This window comes from Rhizobium mesoamericanum STM3625, from assembly GCF_000312665.1.
GTDB classification, from domain to species: Bacteria; Pseudomonadota; Alphaproteobacteria; order Rhizobiales; family Rhizobiaceae; genus Rhizobium; species Rhizobium mesoamericanum.
This window is the reverse complement of the sequence record NZ_HF536772.1, coordinates 2,352,100-2,371,044: the sequence shown is the minus strand read 5'-3', so window position 1 is coordinate 2,371,044 and position 18,945 is coordinate 2,352,100. Positions and strand designations below refer to the sequence as shown.

The following is an 18,945-nucleotide window of genomic DNA, read 5'->3' as shown; positions in this document are numbered from 1 at the left end:
TTCGGACAACTTTAAGGGAGGGCGTAAGATGAAATTCGCCTTGGCAGTGACCCCGGAGCGTCCCGTCCATTACCGAGCCTCACGGGATCCTTGGGGTTGTTACGCACACAAAGGCGACGCTCGACCCGCTTCCGCCTCCGTGGTAGATTAGACACTTCTAATTGTGCGAGTTGTGCGTGAAATCCGGTTGCAACATTGAGGGGGCCGCCGCCGAGATGACGATCGTTCGCAGTTTGCTTGCATATGCGGGTTTTGTTGTTCTTGGCTGCACACCGGGAATAGCGCAACAAGTCACCGGCACGCACGGTTCGCCAGGTGCCACGACCACCATCGACGGAAGGGGGCGCCGAACGTGCTCCTGATCATGACGGATGACCAGGGTTTCGGGGCGCCCAGCACCTTTGGCGGCGTCATTCCTATGCCGACGATGGACCGCATCGCCAAGGAGGGGCTGCGCTTCACCAATTTCCATTCGACGTCACTCTGCTCGCCGACGCGGGCGGCCTTGATCACCGGGCGCAACCATCACTCGGTTGGCTACGGGGTCGTCGGCAAAATTGCGACGGGCTATCCCGGCTACGATTCCATCATCCCCATCAAAGGGCCTGAGCTGGAACACGGCAGGCACCGGATCACCTTCGATTATAAGGCCGACGGCACCAGTCTTGGCGTGGGTGGCACTGGCGTGCTCTCCGTCGACGGAAACGAAGTGGCCCGCAATTCTCTGGAGCACGGCATTCCGGTGACGTTTCCCGAGGACGAGACCTTCGACGTCGGCCTCGACACGCGCACGGGAGTGGCGCTCGTCGAGTATCGCTACGACACGCCGTTCAAGTTCACCGGCAAAATCGACAAGCTAATCTTCGAGCTAGAGAGGAGCAACCAATGAGCCTCAGGCGCACCATCAGCAGCGTTGCGATGGCCGCAACACTCGGCTTTCTCGCATCATCGACGTCTATGGCAGAAAATGCCATCACCGCGCCAGCGACGAAGTCCATCGGCGCATCGAGCACGCATAAGACGGAACTGGTCCCCTCGCTGATCGTAATGAATGCCGACGGCGCGACCCTGAAGGGCGATACGCTCACGCTGACCAGCATTTCCAACAATTCGATCCTGTTCGCCGACCGGCCGGTCCGCTCCGCCGGCCATGCGCTGACCACGCACCTGCTGGAAGAGTGGGCTGAGGGCGGCAGCTTCGAAAAGGATCCGCCGAACGCCACCGTCTCGGTGCTGAACAAGGACGCGTCAAGCGTCGAGGACGCCGTCGTCGTCCTGAAGGAACCGAAGCTCGAGGGCACGAACCTGACGTTCAAGGTGGACGTACTGGAGGGCAGTCTCGCCAAGGCAGACGGCCCGGCGTCGATCTTTATCGATATTATTGGCATGCCAAGGACGCCGATGTCGTTTGCGGGCGTTGCGCGCCGCACTGCCTACCGGGGAGCCTGGTACGGAGCGGCTGCGGCGGGAGCCGCCGCGGCCTACGATCGTCCTTACTATCCGCCACGAGCCTGCGGCTACTATCCGCTGCCTCCGTGCTAATGTTGCAGCTTCTTCCTGACTCCAATACCAGAAAGGAGGATCGGCGCGATGAACAGGGCGTTGGCTGTCGCGGCCATCGGTGAAATCGTGACCGGCCTAGCGTTGGTCACCTTTCCCGCGCTCGTCGGTGAGCTACTGCTTGGGGAGGCGCTAGTGGGAGTTGCGGGCGCTGCCGCGCGGGTCGCCGGCATGGCGCTGATCGGACTAGGGATCGCCTGCTGGCGCAACAAGCCTCTTGAAGGCATGCTCTTCTACAGTGCACTCGTGACGCTCTATCTTGCCTATCTCGGCCTCGCTCATGGGCCAACGGGCGTTCTGCTTTGGCCAGCAGTCGTTCTGCACGCTGCCCTGTCGGTCCTGCTTGCACGTGCTTGGAGCGGCGGCGCGATCAAGTGAATATCGTCTTGAACCCCGCAAATATTTGATTCCTGAAGATCGCCAACGGGTAGTCACGGCTCAGCCGGCGATACGCGATCGAGCGGTTGGCCAATATCGAGTGATTGCTGAGCAGTGCCTAAACGGCAAAAAGAGTTATCGCAGCGCTGGCTGGCCTTATGGCGTTGACCATTCGACGATCCGCAAATAGATGGCGAGCTCCGAAGCATTTGGAGCTGCCGGGCTGTCCAAGAGGTTCAGCCACAATGATGCAGCGTTTAAGCTATCGCTTCTGAAGCGGATGTGGGAGGATGGGCTTTCCTACCGCCAGACGGCGGCGGTGTTTAGCATCGGAAATGCGAGTTGCCTTTCGGATCGGGAGCGACGCTACGAGATTGGCGAGATTGATACCCGGCCCGTTTCGCAGAGGAGGCCCCATCGATGCCCAAGCCGCCCGCCCTCTCAAGGCGATCTTCGCCGCCCGCGAGGGCCGCTACTGTGGCCGCCGGGTAACCGTAGCGATTTGCCAGCTCGGACAGAAAATCAATTACAAGACGGTGCAGCGTTTGATGGTCGAGACGGGGTTACAATCACTGGTGTGGCCGAAGAAGCGGCTAGCCCGGCGATTTGCCGCTGACGCGGCCAAACAGAAATGGGTGACGGACGTCACCGAGTTCATTGTGGCCGGCGGGAAGCTCTATCACTCCCCGATCACGGACTTGTTCAACAGCGAGATCATCGCTTTCGAAACCGCCAGAAGGGCGGCCTTCTTTTTGGGGAGCAGTTCCGATGCCAGGGGCTTCTTTCCGCAGGGAGGACCGTATGCGTAGGACCATGGGCCCCAGCGGAAGGGACATCGTCTTCAGACCCGCTGTCGCTGCGGACACTACAATCCTTGGTCGGTTCGGATCGCTGCTAGTGTCTTTCCATAACGAACTCGATCCGGACCGTTTTCTCGCGGCGACGGAGAGGACGGAGGCATCATACGCTGGCTGGCTTGAGAAGCAGTTGGTACGGCAGGACGTCGTGATGTTGGTGGCCGAAGTCGATGGCGCGGTATCGGGCTATGCATACGGTACAGTCGAAGGCCCCGACTACATGGCCCTGAGGGGGCCGGCGGGCGTCATCCATGATCTGTACGTCGATCAAGAGCACAGGAGACTTGGGATCGGCCGCTCGCTGTTGGAGTTGATGGTCGGCGAGCTTGAAAAGAGATCGGCTCCAAGAGTGGTATTGTCGGCGGCGGCGCGGAACGAGGTGGCCCGACGTCTGTTCGCAGCTGCCGGTTTTCGAGAGACGATGATCGAGATGGCGCGCGAGAGGTAGCTCTCACCGAGGAACAGGTCTCTCCACGGATGAGCAGGCGGAATAATCTGGGCGTCTCCCGCGCTATCATTCTTCAACGCGGCATCTTCCATTCTGGATCATTTGCATCAAATTAGCGTTGGCTCGCGACGCCGCTCAATCCTCGTCATGTGCATGACATAGTGTGGCAGCGACGAGGAGCTGGCTCTGCCGAGGTGCCCGAATGAAATCGGCGCCCGAAACATGAGCACCTACTTTGCCGCATTAAAGCACTCAATCCAGAAAGAGGGACCCTGACCATGCCATTCATCAAGACCACGGACGGAACCGAAATCTTCTACAAGGATTGGGGTCCGCTCGATGCCCAGCCTGTTGTCTTTCATCATGGCTGGCCGCTCAGCGCCGACGATTGGGATGCGCAGATGATGTTCTTTCTGGACAAGGGTTATCGCGTGATCGCCCACGACCGGCGTGGGCACGGCCGCTCCAGCCAGACGTGGTTGGGCAACGAAATGGACACCTATGCGGCTGATGTCGCCGCGCTTACCGATGAGCTCGATCTCAAGAATGCAATCCATGTCGGCCACTCGACCGGCGGCGGTGAGGTTGCCCACTACGTCGCGCGCGCAAAGCCCGGCCGTGTCGCCAAGGCCGTACTGATCGGTGCCGTGCCGCCGATCATGGTCAAGTCGGACAAAAACCCCGGCGGGCTTCCGCTCGAAGTTTTTGACGGGTTCCGTGCGGCGCTCGTCGCCAACCGCGCGCAGTTCTTTCTCGACGTGCCGGCCGGCCCCTTCTATGGCTTCAATCGCCCAGGCGCCAAGGTCAGCCAAGGCGTCATCGAGAACTGGTGGCGGCAAGGGATGATGGGCGGGGCAAAGGCGCATTACGATTGCATCAAAGCCTTCTCCGAAACCGACTTCACTGAGGATCTGAAGCAGATCACGGTGCCGACGCTGGTCATGCATGGCGACGACGATCAGATCGTTCCCTATGCCGATTCAGCACCGCTCTCGGTCAAGCTCCTGAGACACGGGAGGCTGAAGACCTATGCCGGGCTCCCGCACGGGATGTGCACGACGCATCCGGACGTGATCAACGCAGACCTGCTGGAGTTCTTCCTGGACTAATTGGATCAAGTCCTCGGCCCGCCCTATCTGGAGCCGAGCCTTTGATTGACGCAATATCGAAAGCCAAGGCGGGGTGCGCCCTTGCTCCCGCCTGGCGCCGAAGGAGTCCGCTATGGGCTCGTAGCTGACTGGCCTGCCCGGATTACCGCACCACAGCAGTTTCCCCCTGAGCCACTGCCGGCTGCGGGAGCTCTTCCGCGATCTCCTCGGCAACGGCTGCAAGATCGAGGTTCCCCCAGATTGACTCGGATTGGCGACGCTCGATGCGCCGGGAGGATTTGACTTCGACGATGAACGGCTTCGACTGAGCGCGCATGGGATTCCTATTTAGAGGCGTTGAACGAATCCATCAACGAGCCAAGCCTATGAAGCGTTCCACGCTCGCGCAAGATCGTGCCTCGCATTGAATCCAGCCTCGCCACAGGTCAGGACATGAGGGAACAAGCATCGCGCGATTAACGTTTGAGCTTTTCAATCTCCGTGGCGCCTGGATGCAAATTCCTGCGAAAAGTTCTTGAAGGAATGATCGATGTCGATTACCTACCACGTCGCCGAACATGATGGCGCCTGGGCTTACTGCCTGGACGATGTCTGGTCGGAAACTTTCCCAACTCACGAAGAAGCACTGGCAGCGGCCAAACACGCCGCAGAGCGACAACAGCTCGGTGGCCACGATGCTGACATTACATATCAGCGCGCAGATGGCAGCTGGACAACGGAACGGTCGAACGGAGGCGACCGCCCCGAGGCCGATGTCGTCGACGATGCCAAGGAAAAAGACTAGGAATGACCATTAAAGAACGCTTTCTGAAGCAGCAACATGCCTGGATGCTAGGCGCATGCTACTCCCGCAAACATCCCGACTTTCATCGCTTCGGTGGCGTCGATGTTTCAATCTCTCCTCGCTGGAAAGACAGCGTTGAAACCTTCGTCAATGATATGATCGACACCCTGCCCCGCAGCCTCTCCGAGCGCCGGATGGCACTGAGAAACCCGCGTCGCCCGTTTGAGCCCGGCAATGTGGAATGGGTGTTTGCAAGCAAGCACTATGGCCTTCGCGCTCCTGATGGGACGCGGCCCGACATGGCGGACGCTCGTTCGCGGCGCGCCTAAGCACTCTTTACCGATCACATCTTTCGCCGGCGGAAGCTCACTCGGAGGCTTCTCGCCGGCGAATGATTTTGGGGCTCGGACGCGCAATCGCATGCCTCACCTTAATCAGACGTCGCCAACTGGTGATATTTACCCTACCGCCGGGGGGTTGCCTGTCGCAGCTCAAGCGGATTGCATAGCCGTCCCAATCGCTACCGGTGCTGTGCGTTTCTCGTTACAACCATCACAACAATTCCTACGATCGCTGCGAGAGCGCCCCAATAGACCCAGGGTCTGATTGATCATGAAGCTTTCTTTCGGATAGGGAAAATAGCCGCTGCCCTGCCCCATCCAGACCACTCCGATCAGGATCAGCAAACTGGCAACAAGATAACCAAACTTCACCATTCGATATCCTCCACCACGGCGTCCGCAATGACCGTTTTCACGTTGCTCCGTTTTGCGCGAATGTCAGTCGTCGCGAGACGATTTTACGCCGTCCAGAAATCAGCCGCGAGACTCGTTTCGCGCCTTCCTCGATCTCAGCCGGTCGCTCGCGCAACTCTGTTCGTGATGTTGTTATAGCCGATTTCAGCCGAGCAGATGCGTGGTCTGGATCATCGCCTCGCCGCCGCGCGCGGTATCGCCAGCCTGCTTGCCGCTACATCGAATGTCTTCCTCATCCGGCATTGTTGACGAGCACGTCGATGCGGCCAAAGCGCTTCTAGGCGGTGACCGCCCCTTAACGTGTGAGCGATCCGTCACATCAAGATGCAGCGCCAGCGTGTTCACTTCGTGGCCTAAGGTGAGATCTGAATTGTGAGTCTTGTCGCGCGCAGTCACGACCGTTGGCCAATCGCGAACAAGGGGCCGGTGCCTGACTTTCAAGGACAACGGCCGCCTGCGCGAAACGACATCAACCAGAAAGCCTGCGCACCGATCGAGCACGCAGGCGACCGTTGGTCTACTGCAGCGTGCGCGTTTGTGTGTCCTGGCCGAGCGCCACGCCGTGCTGGGTCCGCGTCCCGACAGATCCGTCGAGGCCTGTGGCGACGACCGAGACGCGGAATTTGCCATCGAGGTTGCGGTCGAAGATCGCGCCAACGACAATGTCGGCCTCATCCTGCACCTCATCGCGGATGCGGCTTGCCGCCTCATCCACTTCGAAAAGTGTCATGTCGGAGCCGCCGGAGATCGAGATCAGCACTCCCCTAGCGCCCTTCATCGAGATATCATCGAGCAGCGGGTTGGCGATCGCAGCTTCGGCGGCCTTCATTGCGCGCCCCTCGCCCGAGGCCTCTCCCGTACCCATCATCGCCCTGCCCATGCCACGCATGACGGATTTCACGTCCGCGAAGTCGAGGTTGATAAGGCCTTCCTTAACGATCAGGTCGGTGATGCAGCCGACACCGGCGAAGAGCACGCGATCGGCGGTCATGAAGGCATCCGCGAAGGTGGTCTTTGCGTCGGCGATGCGGAAAAGGTTCTGGTTCGGGATGACGATCACCGTATCGGCCGCCTCGCGCAAAGCCTCGATACCGACATCGGCCGTCTTCATGCGACGGTTGCCTTCGAAGGTGAAGGGCTTCGTTACAACTCCGACCGTCAGAATGCCGGCGTTGCGGGCAGCCTGGGCGATCACAGGCGCAGCGCCAGTGCCGGTGCCGCCGCCCATGCCTGCGGTGACGAAGCACATATGCGAGCCGGCCAGATGATCCATGATTTCATCGATGGATTCTTCGGCGGCCGCGCGTCCCACTTCTGGCAGTGAACCGGCGCCCAGACCCTCGGTCACATGCGCGCCGAGCTGGATGCGGCGGGATGCCTTCGAGGTCGCCAGCACCTGCGCATCGGTATTGGCCGCGATGAAATCGACACCTTCGAGATTTTCCGCAATCATGTTGTTGATGGCATTGCCACCGCCGCCGCCGACACCAATTACTGTAATTCTCGGTCGCATTTCGGAAATCCCGTTTTTGGCGTTCGTCATCGCAATCTCCTTCATGCGTTTTGTCATGGCTCCGCCGCTTACCGGGAACCGAATCGAACATCAGACTAGTCGTGCAACAAGGCAGAGCCGGGGCGAAAGAACAAGATGAAGCGTTCTTCAAACTTTATCCGGAACCTTTTTTGAGTTCGCGCCTTGTTTTGAGTCATCCCCTGCCAGAGAGAGGAGTACCGCGCAGATGCCTACGCTTGCCACCCGCCCGTCAGTTACCCCTCCGAACGACCATATCCTTACTGCCCAAGAGGCCCTGGAGCCGCTGTTCTTGAAGATCGAAGAGGAAGCCGAGGTCCGGATGATCGCGGCTGCCATCCGAGCGGGCTGGTCTGCGGAAGATGCGGTGGCTGCGATCGACGAGCTTCGGCGCAACGAGCTTCTTCCTGGCTCCGGCCATTAAAAGTGTCGAGCGGCTTCAAAATATCATTCGCCGTGAGGGACGAATGACTTAAGTTCTGCGGGACCCACCAATCGCAGAAAGATTATCGCATGCCCTTCAAAACCATCTGCATCTTCGGCGCCGGTGCACTCGGCGGCGCCATCGCGGCCAAGCTCGCCTCGTCACTCGGCGCAGAAGCCGCGGTCTCGGTCGTTGCCCGCGGCGCCCATCTCGCGGCTATCCGGGACAATGGGTTGCATCTCATGGAGGCTGGCGCTGAAACTCCCTTTCGCGTGTCGGTAAGGGCCACCGACGATCCCGCGGAACTACCGCCACAGGACCTCATTATCACCGGGCTGAAGGGCCATCAGCTCAGCGCGGCGGCGCAAGGCATTGGCGCTCTATTGAAGGATGGCACGCGTGTCTTGATGATTCTCAACGGCATTCCGTGGTGGTATTTCCATCGCGATCAAGACAGCGGGCATGCTGAGCTGCAATTCGAGGAACTCGATGAAGGCGGCAAGCTCTGGCAGTTTATCGGCCCGCAGCGGGTGATCGGCTGCGTGGCCCATCAGGGTGCAGAAGTCAGCAAGCCCGGCGAGATCAGGCTCAGCAACAAGGGCCATTTCATTCTCGGCGAGCCCTCCGGTGAGATCACCGCAGATTTGCGGGAGATTGAAGAATTGCTGCGACGCGCAGACATCGAGGTTAAGCTCTCCAGCCGGATTCGCGACGATATCTGGAGCAAGCTGATGGGCAACGCCTCCTTCAACCCAATCAGCGCCCTGACGCGTTCCTTGATGTCGGAGCTGATGGCGGATGCCGCGATCACCGACCAGATCGGAAAGGTCATGAAGGAGGTTAAGGCCGTAGGAGAAGCGCTCGGCGCGAATGTTGGCATGTCCGTCGAGCAACGACTTGCGCAGGCCCAACAGATAGGGCCGGTTCGCACCTCGATGCTACAGGACCTTCTCGCTGGCAAATCGCTCGAACTTACACCGCTGGTGGGAATGGTCGTTTCGCTGGGTCGCCTGGCAGCAGTGCCGACACCGGTTTCAGAGACGATCCTGGCGCTGGTGTCGCAGCTTGACCGTGAGAACTGCCGAGCGGCCAAGTGAAGGACCGCCAAAAAAAGACCTAAACACAAAAAAAGACCTAAACAGTTGAGCAGCCCCCAGCAGGCTGCTCAGATATTGAATCAGCAAAGTCTTCGCAAGCTTCTCTAACCAATGAGATTTATTTCAACCACCCGGCGATGCGCTCGACGGCTTCAATGATCTCGGCTTCGGAGCCGGCATAGGACATGCGCATCGAGCGATTGCCTTCCAATGGGTCAAAATCCAGACCTGGCGTCGCGGCGACGTTGATCTGCGCCAGCATCCTCTTGGCGAACGTCATGCTGTCATTGGTAAAGCGAGAAACGTCGACATAGGCGTAGAAGGCGCCGTCCATCGGCGAGGCGATCGACAGCCCGATTTCCGGCAGACGCTTCAGCAGGAATTCGCGGTTGGCAGAATAGCTCGCCTTGTACACGTCGAGTTGCGCGCTTGCGCCGAGCGCCGCTGTCGCTGCGATCTGCGAAAGTTCTGGCGGCGAGATGTAGAGGCTTTGCGCAACGCGCTCGATGGGACGCACCAACCGCTCGGGCAGGACCATCCAGCCAATCCGCCAGCCCGTCATGCAATAATATTTGGAGAAGGAGTTGATGACGATTGCCTCGTCGGTCAATTCCAGCGCACTGGTCTCTTCCCCGGCAAACGTCAGCCCATGATAGATTTCATCTGAAATGAACGCGATCGAATTGGCCGCGCAATAATCCGCCAACTCCTGCAGACCTTGGCGGCCAGTCACAGTGCCCGTCGGATTGGCGGGGCTCGCCAGAAGAACGCCCTTCAGCCTGACGTTGTTTGCCGCTTGCGCAGCCTCAAGGCTCTCGGGGGTCAACGTGAAATGCGTCTCGGCTGTTACCGGGACCTCTATAACCTTCAGCCCGAGCGCCCCGAGGATATTGCGATAGGCAGGATAGCCGGGACGGGCAATGGCGACCGCATCACCCGCATCGAACAGGGAGAGAAAGGCGAGATTGAAACCAGCGGAAGAACCGGTGGTAATTGCGATACGCGCAAGATCGATTTCCAGCCCGTGACGGTCGCGATAATGGCCAATCAGCGCTTGTTTCAGCATTGTCGTGCCGAGTGCATCTGTATAGCCGATCTTGCCTTCGACAAGTGCGGCCTGCGCCGCTTCGAGCGCAGCGCGCGGTGCCGGATGCGATGGCTGTCCGACAGCCATGGAAATGACCGGGTGTCCGATGGCTCGCCGCTTCGTCGCTTCGGCCAGAACATCCATGGCGTGAAAGGGCTCGACTTCGCTGCGTTTGGAAATGGAAAACAAGATCGGGTCTCTCTAACTTTGCTGGCGGCCAGACAATTGCCGCAATAATCGGATCATCACAATCCCGCGATTAAACAGCGGATGCGAAAATTCCTGTTTGAAGACGACAGGACGCACCGTAGTTTGGCGGCACCGGGTTCCGCCGTTTACCGTTCAATGTTATCTGGCGCCGGAACGACGCATACGAACTGCTGATAACGAGGATATAATGGCCGCACTTCCGAAAATCTTCACCGCGCTGGCGCTCACTGCCTCGATCGCCGCAGCCTATCCGGCGGCAGCGCTTGATGACGCGCAGAAGAAGGAAATCGGCGAGTTCATCAAGCAGTACCTGATCGAAAATCCGGAGATCATGCTTGATGTGCAGGACGCACTGCAAAAGAAGCAGGATCAGGCGCGCCTTGTTAAGGCCAGCGCGGTGATTGCTGACAACAAGTCAACAATCTTCAATTCGAAATATGACATGACGATCGGCAATCCGAAGGGTGATGTCACCATCGTCGAGTTCTTCGACTACAACTGCGGCTATTGCCGACACGCACTCTCCGACATGCAGACGATGCTCGAAAAGGACAAGAACGTCCGCTTTGTGCTCAAGGAATTCCCGATCCTCGGCCCAGAATCGGTTGCCGCCCACAAGGTGTCGGATGCGTTCCGGAAGCTGGAACCAGAGAAATATAGCCAGTTCCATATAGCACTTCTTGGCAGCGACGGACGCGCCGATGAGGCCAGCGCCCTCGACGTCGCCGGGTCGCTCGGCGCCAGCGAAAAGCAGATCCGCGACGAAATGGCCAAGAGTTCCAGCGATGCCTCCGTGAAGGAGACCTATCAACTTGCCCAGAGCCTCGGCATCACAGGTACGCCCTCCTATGTGATCGGCAACGAACTGGTTCAAGGCGCGGTTGGCTTTGACGACCTTGAGGCCAAGGTTAAGAACATGCGGGCCTGCGGCAAGACAAGTTGCTGACACAGCGCCCATCAATTCGCCAAAATCGAAGTGCTCCAGCCATGTGGACAAATGTGGCGCGATTCGGGCTGCGTTTTCCAAAGGGCTTTCATTAGGTCCGCTGGGAGTCTATAGGTTGCCGTCTCGCATCTACTGGAACATTCGATGACGCAAACGATATTCGTCCTGAACGGACCTAACCTGAACATGCTTGGCAAAAGAGAGCCCGGCATCTATGGCGGCAAGACGCTTCAGGACGTCGAGGCTGACTGCAAGGCGGTTGGGCGCGAGCTCGTCTTCGACATCGACTTTCGCCAAAGCAATCACGAAGGTACGCTCGTCGATTGGCTCCATGAAGCGAACGACAAGGCGGTCGGTGTCGCGATCAATGCAGGCGCTTACACGCATACGTCAGTCGCACTCCACGATGCAATTCGCGCTATTTCCATCCCGGTGATAGAGCTCCATATCTCCAACGTTCACGCGCGGGAAGAATTTCGCCACAAGTCGATGATTGCGCCAGCGGTGAAAGGCGTCATCTGCGGCTTCGGGCCTTACAGCTATATTCTGGCGCTGCATGCGCTGAAGAATCTCACGGCATAAAAAGAAGACAGGGCACATACTCATGGCTGACAAGAAAAACGGTATCGACCAGGCGCTGATCCGCGACCTTGCGAACATCCTCAACGACACGGATCTTACGGAAATCGAAGTCGAGCAGGATGATCTGCGCATCCGCGTTTCGCGTGCCGGCAACACCCAATATGTCCAGGCTCCGATCGCCACGCCTGCATTTGCAGCCGCGGCTACGGCTGCGGCGGCCGCTCCGGCAGCTGCAGCACCTGCGGCTCCTGCGGCCGCTGCACGCAACCCTGCAAATACCGTCAGCGCGCCGATGGTCGGTACGGCCTACATGGCTCCGGCTCCGGGCGCACGTCCCTTCATCGAACTCGGCGCGACCGTCAAGGAAGGCCAGACACTGATCATCATCGAAGCGATGAAGACCATGAACCAGATCCCTTCGCCGAAGTCCGGCAAGGTCACCGAAATCCTCGTCGAGGACGGAAGCCCCGTCGAATACGGCCAAGCCCTCGTCGTAATCGAATAAGGCGAGCGTCATGGTCTCGAAAATCCTCATCGCCAATCGCGGGGAAATCGCGCTTCGCGTTCTGCGCGCTTGCAAAGAGCTCGGCATTCCCTGCGTCGTCGTTCATTCGACCGCTGACGCTGATGCCATGCATGTCCGCCTGGCCGACGAAAGCGTCTGTATCGGCCCGCCGCCCTCGCGCGAGAGCTATCTGAACATTCATCAAATCGTGGCCGCCTGCGAAATCACCGGCGCCGACGCTGTGCATCCGGGCTACGGTTTCCTTTCGGAAAACGCGAAGTTTGCGGACATTCTCGAAGCGCACGGCATCACCTTCATTGGTCCGACCGCGGAACATATCCGCATCATGGGCGACAAGATCACCGCCAAGACGACGGCACAGGAGCTCGGCATTCCTGTCGTTCCGGGCTCGGACGGCGAGGTGAAGACCGAGGAAGACGCGCTACGGACTGCTGCTGAGATCGGCTATCCGGTGCTGATCAAGGCGACTGCCGGCGGCGGCGGACGCGGCATGAAGGTCGCCAAGTCCGAGGACGACCTGATCGAAGCCTGGTCGACGGCGCGAACCGAAGCGGCAGCGGCGTTCGGCAATGATGCCGTCTACATGGAAAAGTACCTCGGCAAGCCGCGCCACATCGAAATCCAGGTGTTTGGCGATGGCGAAGGCAATGCGATCCATCTCGGCGAACGCGATTGCTCGCTGCAGCGCCGCCACCAGAAGGTCTGGGAAGAAGCGAATTCCCCTGCTCTCAACGTCGAACAGCGGATGAAGATCGGCCAGGTTTGTGCCGACGCCATGAAGAAGCTGAAGTATCGCGGCGCGGGCACGATCGAGTTCCTGTACGAGAATGGCGAGTTCTATTTCATCGAAATGAACACCCGCCTGCAGGTCGAGCACCCGATCACCGAAGCGATCACCGGCATCGACCTCGTTCACGAGCAGATCCGCGTCGCGTCCGGCGGCGGACTCTCTGTCAAGCAGGAAGACATCAACTTCCACGGCCACGCCATCGAGTGCCGCATCAACGCCGAGGACGCACGCACCTTCGTGCCCTCGCCAGGCACGATCACGCACTTCCATGCGCCGGGTGGTCTTGGCGTTCGTGTCGACAGCGGCGCCTACCAGGGATACAAGATCCCGCCGTACTACGACAGCCTCATCGGCAAGCTCATCGTGTTCGGTCGTACGCGCGTCGAATGCATGATGCGTCTGCGCCGCGCGCTCGACGAGTTTGTCGTTGACGGCATCAAAACAACGTTGCCGTTGTTCCAGGATCTGGTCGATAATCAGGATATCGCTAACGGCGACTATGATATCCACTGGCTTGAAAACTATCTGGCCAAAAAAACGGCGTGACAGAGAATGGCAGGATCGCGCAGGAAGTCTCCAGGCATAACACCGGAAATCCTCCTGCGCGCCTATTCCATTGGTCTCTTTCCAATGGCCGAGTCGGCCGATGACCCGGAGATATTCTGGGTCGAGCCGGATCTTCGCGGCGTCCTGCCGCTCGACGAATTTCACGTATCCAAAAGCCTTGCCAAGGCCATTCGACGCAAACCATTCGACATCCGCTTCAATCACGATTTCGATGCCGTCATCGCAGCCTGTGCGGCAGAGACCCGGGACAGGCCGAGCACCTGGATCAATCAGACCATCAAGACGCTCTATTCCACCCTGCATCGAATAGGCCATGCCCACTCGGTCGAAGCCTGGCAGGGCGACGAGCTGGTCGGCGGACTATACGGAGTGTCGTTGGGGTCGGCATTCTTCGGCGAAAGCATGTTTTCCCGAAGGACGGACGCCTCCAAGATCTGCCTCGTTCACCTCGTGGAACGGTTGCGTGCCAAGGGTTTTACCCTACTCGACACACAGTTTACGACCGAGCACCTCAAGACGTTCGGGGCCATTGACGTTCCGAAGGACGAGTACACCCATATGCTGGCAGCGGCGATGGCTTCGCCCAGTCTTGAATTCTGAGAGTTAGTTGGCCGCTTTGTCGGGAGCGGGAACGTCCGAGTTCTGCTTGCAATCCTTCAGCCAGACGTCATAGATCGGGTGCTCAACCGCATTGAGGCCAGGGCTGTCGGCGAACATCCAGCCGGTGAAGATGCGGCGAATCTTGCGATCAAGCGTGATCTCGTCGACTTCCACGAAACCATCGATTTTCTGTGCTTCGGCCTGGTCACGTGAATAGCAGGCCTTCGGCGTCACCTGCAGTGCGCCGAACTGGACGGTCTCATTGACGTAAACGTCGAATGTCGTGATGCGTCCGGTGATCTTGTCGAGGCCTGAGAACACGGCAACCGAATTCTCGATACGGGCAGCGGCAGCGACCTGGGGCAGAAGCGTCGAGCCAAGCACCAGGGAGAGCCCGGCTGCACGCAGGAGCTGGTTCCGCGTGAAAAGCGTCATATCTGCCCGTCTCCACAGTATCTTAAAATCGGAAGGCCGCAATCGCTGCGGCCATTCTGCGGGTAATGGTCAATTGTGGCCAAAAGCGGGGCCGGCACCGCCTGCTCAGTTGCCGGGTGTCCAGGCATCGTAGTCGCCAGTCACCCTTGGACGTTCGCCAGGAACGACCAGCGAACCAGGCGGACGATAAGCCTGCGGCGAACCCGTCGGGTTTGCGCGATGCGGCTTCTGCCATTCCTTGGCAACGTAGTTTTCCTGGCTTGGCGGAACATTCGTGCGGTGATGCATCCACCCATGCCAGCCCGGCGGAATGGCCGAGGCTTCGGCATAGCCCTTATAGATTACCCAACGTTTCGGAAGGCCGTAGGACGACATGCCGCCTTCGTAATAAACGTTGCCAAACTCGTCTTCACCGACGCGCTTGCCAAAACGCCAGGTCGCGAAACGCGTACCGATCGTCTGACCGTTCCACCAGGTGAAGATTTGCACGAGGAGATTCTTCATGTCTTTTCCTTGAGCTAGCCGGAGGCAAGCGGGACCAGAATTTGATCCCTCGCTTATGCCGCCAGCGATCCGCGTTGTCCAGTGATTCCGGCGCAACACCGGCTCATTTCAGCGCCATCTTGAAACCGAGATGCGATTGCTTGAAGCCGAGCCGCTCGTAGAAGCGGTGTGCGTCCTTGCGGCTGGCGTTCGAGGTTAATTGGACAAGCCGCAGGCCGCGACGTTTTGCCTGCGCGATGGCGAACTGGATCATCTGCGCGCCGATACCCTGCCCACGCATGTCGGCGCGCGTCTGCACCGCTTCGATAATCATCGACGACGAGCCACGACCGACAAGCGACGTCACGATCATCGTCTGGAACGTGCCGACAACCTGTTCCTCGCGCTCGGCGACGTAGAGCGCCTGATCGCTTGACGAAGCGACCCGCTCGAAAGCCCTGAGATAGTCGCCAAGGGCCTCGGGAGCCGTCGTATCGCCGTGCCCGCCGAGTTCATCGGCAGCGAAGATGGCGACGAGTGCGGCCACGTCGGCGCTACGCGCCTCGCGAATGATGATGGGGGTCATGATCTCACGGGCGCTAGCGCAGTTCGAGAGTTTTTTCGAGGATGAGCGTCGGGATGCCGGATTGTCCCGGCCCGTCATTTTCGTTGCGGCCGACATCCTCGAAGCCATGGGCATGATAGAAGGCGATTGCCGTCGTGTTCCGTGGCTCGACCTCCAGGCGCATAATTTCGGCGTCGGGAAAGCAGGTTTCCAGCTCGGCAAAAATCTCGCGCCCGATGCCCTGGCGATGCAGCGGCGGTCGGACATAGAGCAGATGGAGCATGACAGTCTTCGTCATTTCATCCGACATGGCGGCATAGCCAACGCCGCCGATATCCTTGCCGTTGTCGGCAACGAGGAACTCGGCATTCTTCTTCGCCAGCCGCGCCTGCAGCGCCGCCGGCGAAAACAGATGCGCAACGAGCTCCTTCACCTTCGCTTCGCCATAGATGCCAGCATAGGTCGCGCGAAAACCCTCATCCAGCAAGGTGCGCATCTTGCTGAGATCACTCTCGCTGGCGGTGCGCACGAAATACACAGTCTTACTCCTCGATGCCGAGTTTCGCCTTCACGAGAGCCTGGACCGCCTGCGGATTGGCCTTGCCGCCGGTAGCCTTCATGACCTGACCAACGAACCAGCCTGCAAGCGTCGGCTTGGCCTGAACCTTTGCAACCTGATCCGGGTTGGCAGCGATGATCTCGTCGACCGCCCGTTCGATCGCGCCGGTGTCGGTCACCTGCTTCATGCCCCTGACTTCGACGATCTCGGCTGGATCGCCGCCCTCGTTGAGCACGATCTCGAACAGGTCCTTCGCGATCTTTCCAGAAATAGTCTCCGCCTTGATGAGGTCAATGATCGTGCCAAGCTGAGCCGGCGAAACAGAGGTTTCCTCGATGCTCTTGCCGGTGCGGTTCAGGGCACCAAGCAGATCGTTGATCACCCAGTTGGCGGCTGTCTTGCCGTCGCGGCCATCAGCCACGGCTTCGAAATAGTCGGCGATCGCCTTTTCCGAGACCAGAACGGAAGCGTCGTAGACCGAGAGGCGGAGTTCGCGCACAAAGCGCTCCTTCTTGTCGTCGGGCAGTTCCGGAAGGTCGGCTTCGAGCCCCTTGACGAAGGCATCGTCGAACTCGAGCGGCAAAAGATCCGGATCCGGGAAGTAGCGGTAGTCGTGCGCATCTTCCTTCGAACGCATCGAACGCGTCTCACCCTTGTTCGGGTCGAAGAGACGGGTCTCCTGCTCGATCGAGCCGCCGTCCTCCAAAATGCCGATCTGACGCCTGGCTTCGTATTCGATCGCCTGGCCAATGAAGCGGATGGAGTTGACGTTCTTGATTTCGCAACGCGTGCCGAATTCTTCGCCCGGGCGGCGCACGGAGACGTTGACGTCGGCGCGCATCGAGCCCTCGTCCATGTTGCCGTCGCAGGTGCCGAGGTAGCGCACGATCGAGCGCAGCTTCGTCATGTAGGCCTTGGCTTCCTCCGACGAGCGCATGTCAGGCTTGGAGACGATCTCCATCAGTGCGACGCCCGAGCGGTTCAGATCGACATAGGACATGGTGGCGTGCTGGTCATGCACCAACTTGCCGGCGTCCTGTTCCAGATGCAGGCGCTCGATGCCGATCTCGATGTCCTCGAACTGGCCCTGGCGATCCGGGCCAAGCGAGATGATGATCGTGCCCTCGCCGACGATCGGATCCTTGTACTGCGAGATCTGATAGCCCTGCGGCAGGTCCGGATAGAAATAGTTTTTGCGGTCGAAGACCGAACGCTTGTTGATTTGCGCCTTCAGACCAAGACCCGTACGGACGGCCTGCCTCACGCATTCCTCGTTGATGACAGGCAGCATGCCGGGCATGGCCGCATCGACGAGCGACACGTTGGAATTCTGCGGCTTGCCGAATTCCGTCGCGGCGCCCGAAAACAGCTTCGAATTGGACAGCACCTGCGCATGGACTTCCATGCCGATGATGACTTCCCAATCGCCAGTGGCGCCGGGAATGAAGCGTTTCGGATCAGGCGTGCGAACGTCGACAATGGTCATTGGGATGCTCTTTTTGAGGCTGTTCTTTTCAACTGGTGAGGTAACGGAAATGGCTTGCCGGTGCAAGGCTTTCGGCTATGCGTCGCGGCAACCCGGCCGGTTTGGCGCGTGTTAACGCATCCACAATAGCCTGCCCCGAACATGGCAACCCATTTTCTGATGATCATTGCGCTTTTTATGGCACTCAACGCCCTCGCGTTCGCAGCCTATTTTCTGGACAAGCAAGCCGCCCACAAGCGTCGGAGGCGGATCAGGGAGAGGACGCTTCTGACGCTGGCACTCATCGGCGGCAGTCTAGGCGCCGTTTGCGCGCAGAAACTGCTACGTCACAAGACACAGAAGGAGCCTTTCCGCTCGATCCTGAAGGCCATCATTGTCTTTCACGTCGCGGCCGCTCTGCTCCTATCGGTCGGTTACGTCGTACTAGCCTAATAGGCAAAACCTGATGTGCCGTGCTCCGCGGTTTCCAGAGACTTTGACAGACCGACGGACGGCACATCACGATCGAGCTTCGGATTGTAGGCGATCGACAGCCAATGAATTGCGTATCCCCGCTTCTGGAAGAAGCTGATTGCTTCAGAGTTCCCGGAGTGTGTCTGCATCATCGCCGTATCGAGCCCCTGTACGGCGATGTCTTTTTCGATATTTTGTAGGAGCGCCGTGCCGAGACCATGACCAGTAAAGGCAGGATCGATCCAGAAATCTGAAATCTTCTCGTCGAGGGTCTCACGCGCGGCCCATCCTGCCGGATGTCCGTTCCACTCGATGACGGTGGCGGTGATCCAGCTACCTGCGACGAAATTGAAGAACGCGCTTCGCGCGGCATCGACCATGGCATCCCCCTCGCCGAGGGACGCCATCGCCTTCTGCCAAGCCCTTACACCGATCTCGCTCAGGAGTTCGGCTTCGTCTTCGCGGGCATTGCGAATATGGATCACCGGTACCTCCACGTTTCCACTGAAGTAAAACACCGAATCACCGCATTTTCAAAGCCTCGCGTTTTGCGCGTTGCCAGTCGCACAATCCTCCATCGGTTGCAAAAACTTGACGGGATCTCGAGCAGCCGTTATGACGACCAAATGTTGAACCTGTCTTCTCAGACCCGGTAGTGGCCCCTGCCCGCAGGTTTTTACTTGCGCGCACGGGCCCGAAAAGAACGAAGCCCT

General features: G+C 59.1%; 24 protein-coding genes and 3 pseudogenes. 16 read left to right on the top strand and 11 right to left on the bottom strand.

All coding sequences use genetic code 11. The features are described 5' to 3' along the window. Window positions 1-215: 215 nt before the first annotated feature. The 6 genes and pseudogenes from BN77_RS32050 to BN77_RS11615 all read left to right on the top strand — a co-directional run. Window positions 216-601 (top strand): annotated as a pseudogene (locus tag BN77_RS32050) (sulfatase-like hydrolase/transferase); the annotation flags it as partial. Window positions 602-885: 284 nt separating this feature from the next. Beyond that, window positions 886-1,542: a hypothetical protein gene (locus BN77_RS11635; protein WP_007531942.1), complete on the top strand. Its 657-nt coding sequence runs from the start codon at window positions 886-888 to the stop codon at window positions 1,540-1,542. Window positions 1,543-1,590: 48 nt separating this feature from the next. Then, on the top strand, window positions 1,591-1,938 hold the full coding sequence (locus BN77_RS11630; RefSeq protein ID WP_007531939.1) for a hypothetical protein: 348 nt from the start codon (window positions 1,591-1,593) through the stop codon (window positions 1,936-1,938). Between the two features lie 440 nt (window positions 1,939-2,378). Continuing rightward, window positions 2,379-2,693 (top strand): annotated as a pseudogene (locus BN77_RS31375) (IS3 family transposase); the annotation flags it as partial. A 46-nt stretch (window positions 2,694-2,739) separates the two neighbouring features. Beyond that, window positions 2,740-3,243 carry a GNAT family N-acetyltransferase gene (locus BN77_RS11620; RefSeq protein ID WP_244426173.1) on the top strand — a complete coding sequence of 168 codons (504 nt, stop codon included), beginning with the start codon at window positions 2,740-2,742 and terminating at the stop codon, window positions 3,241-3,243. A 278-nt stretch (window positions 3,244-3,521) separates the two neighbouring features. Further along, window positions 3,522-4,352 (top strand): alpha/beta fold hydrolase, encoded by an 831-nt coding sequence (locus tag BN77_RS11615; protein ID WP_007531935.1) that lies wholly within the window; start codon window positions 3,522-3,524, stop codon window positions 4,350-4,352. A 142-nt stretch (window positions 4,353-4,494) separates the two neighbouring features. Here the strand turns inward: BN77_RS11615 and BN77_RS34110 are convergent, their stop codons facing one another. Then, entirely contained in the window at window positions 4,495-4,668 is a 174-nt protein-coding gene (locus BN77_RS34110; protein WP_007531932.1) for a hypothetical protein, read from the bottom strand. A 213-nt stretch (window positions 4,669-4,881) separates the two neighbouring features. Here BN77_RS34110 and BN77_RS11610 point away from each other — a divergent pair, with 213 nt between their 5' ends. Further along, window positions 4,882-5,136, top strand: coding sequence for a DUF2188 domain-containing protein (locus BN77_RS11610; protein ID WP_007531930.1), 255 nt, complete (start codon window positions 4,882-4,884; stop codon window positions 5,134-5,136). A 2-nt stretch (window positions 5,137-5,138) separates the two neighbouring features. Then, complete coding sequence (locus BN77_RS11605) at window positions 5,139-5,465, top strand: hypothetical protein (protein ID WP_007531928.1); 327 nt, start codon at window positions 5,139-5,141, stop codon at window positions 5,463-5,465. A gap of 191 nt (window positions 5,466-5,656) precedes the next feature. Here BN77_RS11605 and BN77_RS11600 read toward each other — a convergent pair. From BN77_RS11600 to ftsZ, 3 genes and pseudogenes are all read right to left on the bottom strand, one after another. Continuing rightward, window positions 5,657-5,852: pseudogene (locus tag BN77_RS11600) on the bottom strand (hypothetical protein). 183 nt (window positions 5,853-6,035) lie between these two features. Then, entirely contained in the window at window positions 6,036-6,287 is a 252-nt protein-coding gene (locus BN77_RS33460) for a hypothetical protein (protein ID WP_157224443.1), read from the bottom strand. A gap of 121 nt (window positions 6,288-6,408) precedes the next feature. Further along, window positions 6,409-7,434, bottom strand: coding sequence for a cell division protein FtsZ (ftsZ, locus tag BN77_RS11595; RefSeq protein ID WP_007531920.1), 1,026 nt, complete (start codon window positions 7,432-7,434; stop codon window positions 6,409-6,411). Window positions 7,435-7,630: 196 nt separating this feature from the next. Here ftsZ and BN77_RS11590 point away from each other — a divergent pair, with 196 nt between their 5' ends. Both BN77_RS11590 and BN77_RS11585 read left to right on the top strand, forming a co-directional pair. Beyond that, window positions 7,631-7,846, top strand: coding sequence for a hypothetical protein (locus BN77_RS11590; RefSeq protein WP_007531918.1), 216 nt, complete (start codon window positions 7,631-7,633; stop codon window positions 7,844-7,846). A gap of 89 nt (window positions 7,847-7,935) precedes the next feature. Further along, a complete protein-coding gene (locus BN77_RS11585; RefSeq protein WP_007531917.1) occupies window positions 7,936-8,943 on the top strand; it encodes a ketopantoate reductase family protein in 1,008 nt (335 codons plus the stop codon). Between the two features lie 118 nt (window positions 8,944-9,061). On the opposite strand, the gene BN77_RS11580 is transcribed toward BN77_RS11585, so the two are convergent. After that, entirely contained in the window at window positions 9,062-10,219 is a 1,158-nt protein-coding gene (locus BN77_RS11580; RefSeq protein WP_007531915.1) for a pyridoxal phosphate-dependent aminotransferase, read from the bottom strand. Between the two features lie 208 nt (window positions 10,220-10,427). On the opposite strand from BN77_RS11580, the gene BN77_RS11575 reads away from it, so the two are divergent. From BN77_RS11575 to aat, 5 genes are all read left to right on the top strand, one after another. Next, window positions 10,428-11,186 (top strand): DsbA family protein, encoded by a 759-nt coding sequence (locus BN77_RS11575; protein WP_007531914.1) that lies wholly within the window; start codon window positions 10,428-10,430, stop codon window positions 11,184-11,186. 144 nt (window positions 11,187-11,330) lie between these two features. Then, a complete protein-coding gene (aroQ, locus tag BN77_RS11570; protein ID WP_007531913.1) occupies window positions 11,331-11,768 on the top strand; it encodes a type II 3-dehydroquinate dehydratase in 438 nt (145 codons plus the stop codon). 22 nt (window positions 11,769-11,790) lie between these two features. Further along, window positions 11,791-12,273 carry an acetyl-CoA carboxylase biotin carboxyl carrier protein gene (accB, locus tag BN77_RS11565; RefSeq protein ID WP_007531912.1) on the top strand — a complete coding sequence of 161 codons (483 nt, stop codon included), beginning with the start codon at window positions 11,791-11,793 and terminating at the stop codon, window positions 12,271-12,273. Window positions 12,274-12,283: 10 nt separating this feature from the next. Beyond that, window positions 12,284-13,630, top strand: a complete 1,347-nt coding sequence (gene accC / locus BN77_RS11560; protein ID WP_007531911.1) for an acetyl-CoA carboxylase biotin carboxylase subunit — start codon at window positions 12,284-12,286, stop codon at window positions 13,628-13,630. Window positions 13,631-13,636: 6 nt separating this feature from the next. Further along, a complete protein-coding gene (aat, locus tag BN77_RS11555; RefSeq protein ID WP_007531910.1) occupies window positions 13,637-14,251 on the top strand; it encodes a leucyl/phenylalanyl-tRNA--protein transferase in 615 nt (204 codons plus the stop codon). A 3-nt stretch (window positions 14,252-14,254) separates the two neighbouring features. Here the strand turns inward: aat and BN77_RS11550 are convergent, their stop codons facing one another. The 5 genes from BN77_RS11550 to gatB all read right to left on the bottom strand — a co-directional run bounded on the left by BN77_RS11550 (window position 14,255) and on the right by gatB (window position 17,779). Further along, complete coding sequence (locus tag BN77_RS11550; protein WP_007531908.1) at window positions 14,255-14,686, bottom strand: DUF2155 domain-containing protein; 432 nt, start codon at window positions 14,684-14,686, stop codon at window positions 14,255-14,257. Between the two features lie 105 nt (window positions 14,687-14,791). After that, the gene (locus tag BN77_RS11545) at window positions 14,792-15,190 is read right to left on the bottom strand and encodes an NADH:ubiquinone oxidoreductase subunit NDUFA12 (RefSeq protein ID WP_007531906.1); all 399 of its coding nucleotides are present in this window, start codon (window positions 15,188-15,190) and stop codon (window positions 14,792-14,794) included. A gap of 103 nt (window positions 15,191-15,293) precedes the next feature. Next, window positions 15,294-15,755 carry a GNAT family N-acetyltransferase gene (locus BN77_RS11540; protein ID WP_007531904.1) on the bottom strand — a complete coding sequence of 154 codons (462 nt, stop codon included), beginning with the start codon at window positions 15,753-15,755 and terminating at the stop codon, window positions 15,294-15,296. Window positions 15,756-15,768: 13 nt separating this feature from the next. Continuing rightward, window positions 15,769-16,272, bottom strand: coding sequence for a GNAT family N-acetyltransferase (locus BN77_RS11535; RefSeq protein ID WP_007531902.1), 504 nt, complete (start codon window positions 16,270-16,272; stop codon window positions 15,769-15,771). A 4-nt stretch (window positions 16,273-16,276) separates the two neighbouring features. Then, window positions 16,277-17,779, bottom strand: a complete 1,503-nt coding sequence (gene gatB / locus BN77_RS11530; RefSeq protein WP_007531901.1) for an Asp-tRNA(Asn)/Glu-tRNA(Gln) amidotransferase subunit GatB — start codon at window positions 17,777-17,779, stop codon at window positions 16,277-16,279. Window positions 17,780-17,920: 141 nt separating this feature from the next. Here gatB and BN77_RS11525 point away from each other — a divergent pair, with 141 nt between their 5' ends. Then, window positions 17,921-18,211, top strand: a complete 291-nt coding sequence (locus BN77_RS11525) for a DUF1294 domain-containing protein (protein ID WP_007531899.1) — start codon at window positions 17,921-17,923, stop codon at window positions 18,209-18,211. Here the strand turns inward: BN77_RS11525 and BN77_RS11520 are convergent. Then, window positions 18,208-18,717 carry a GNAT family N-acetyltransferase gene (locus BN77_RS11520; RefSeq protein WP_007531897.1) on the bottom strand — a complete coding sequence of 170 codons (510 nt, stop codon included), beginning with the start codon at window positions 18,715-18,717 and terminating at the stop codon, window positions 18,208-18,210. The two genes, BN77_RS11525 and BN77_RS11520, sit on opposite strands and share 4 nt — an antisense overlap. Between the last annotated feature and the right edge of the window lie 228 nt (window positions 18,718-18,945).

Coding starts and splice junctions, on each gene's coding strand:
- BN77_RS11635 (WP_007531942.1), top strand. CDS start 886: ATGAGCCTCAGGCGCACCATCAGCAGCGTTGCGATGGCCGCAACACTC.
- BN77_RS11630 (WP_007531939.1), top strand. CDS start 1,591: ATGAACAGGGCGTTGGCTGTCGCGGCCATCGGTGAAATCGTGACCGGC.
- BN77_RS11620 (WP_244426173.1), top strand. CDS start 2,740: ATGCGTAGGACCATGGGCCCCAGCGGAAGGGACATCGTCTTCAGACCC.
- BN77_RS11615 (WP_007531935.1), top strand. CDS start 3,522: ATGCCATTCATCAAGACCACGGACGGAACCGAAATCTTCTACAAGGAT.
- BN77_RS34110 (WP_007531932.1), bottom strand. CDS start 4,668: ATGCGCGCTCAGTCGAAGCCGTTCATCGTCGAAGTCAAATCCTCCCGG.
- BN77_RS11610 (WP_007531930.1), top strand. CDS start 4,882: ATGTCGATTACCTACCACGTCGCCGAACATGATGGCGCCTGGGCTTAC.
- BN77_RS11605 (WP_007531928.1), top strand. CDS start 5,139: ATGACCATTAAAGAACGCTTTCTGAAGCAGCAACATGCCTGGATGCTA.
- ftsZ (WP_007531920.1), bottom strand. CDS start 7,434: ATGACGAACGCCAAAAACGGGATTTCCGAAATGCGACCGAGAATTACA.
- BN77_RS11590 (WP_007531918.1), top strand. CDS start 7,631: ATGCCTACGCTTGCCACCCGCCCGTCAGTTACCCCTCCGAACGACCAT.
- BN77_RS11585 (WP_007531917.1), top strand. CDS start 7,936: ATGCCCTTCAAAACCATCTGCATCTTCGGCGCCGGTGCACTCGGCGGC.
- BN77_RS11575 (WP_007531914.1), top strand. CDS start 10,428: ATGGCCGCACTTCCGAAAATCTTCACCGCGCTGGCGCTCACTGCCTCG.
- aroQ (WP_007531913.1), top strand. CDS start 11,331: ATGACGCAAACGATATTCGTCCTGAACGGACCTAACCTGAACATGCTT.
- accB (WP_007531912.1), top strand. CDS start 11,791: ATGGCTGACAAGAAAAACGGTATCGACCAGGCGCTGATCCGCGACCTT.
- accC (WP_007531911.1), top strand. CDS start 12,284: ATGGTCTCGAAAATCCTCATCGCCAATCGCGGGGAAATCGCGCTTCGC.
- aat (WP_007531910.1), top strand. CDS start 13,637: ATGGCAGGATCGCGCAGGAAGTCTCCAGGCATAACACCGGAAATCCTC.
- BN77_RS11550 (WP_007531908.1), bottom strand. CDS start 14,686: ATGACGCTTTTCACGCGGAACCAGCTCCTGCGTGCAGCCGGGCTCTCC.
- BN77_RS11545 (WP_007531906.1), bottom strand. CDS start 15,190: ATGAAGAATCTCCTCGTGCAAATCTTCACCTGGTGGAACGGTCAGACG.
- BN77_RS11540 (WP_007531904.1), bottom strand. CDS start 15,755: ATGACCCCCATCATCATTCGCGAGGCGCGTAGCGCCGACGTGGCCGCA.
- gatB (WP_007531901.1), bottom strand. CDS start 17,779: ATGACCATTGTCGACGTTCGCACGCCTGATCCGAAACGCTTCATTCCC.
- BN77_RS11525 (WP_007531899.1), top strand. CDS start 17,921: ATGGCAACCCATTTTCTGATGATCATTGCGCTTTTTATGGCACTCAAC.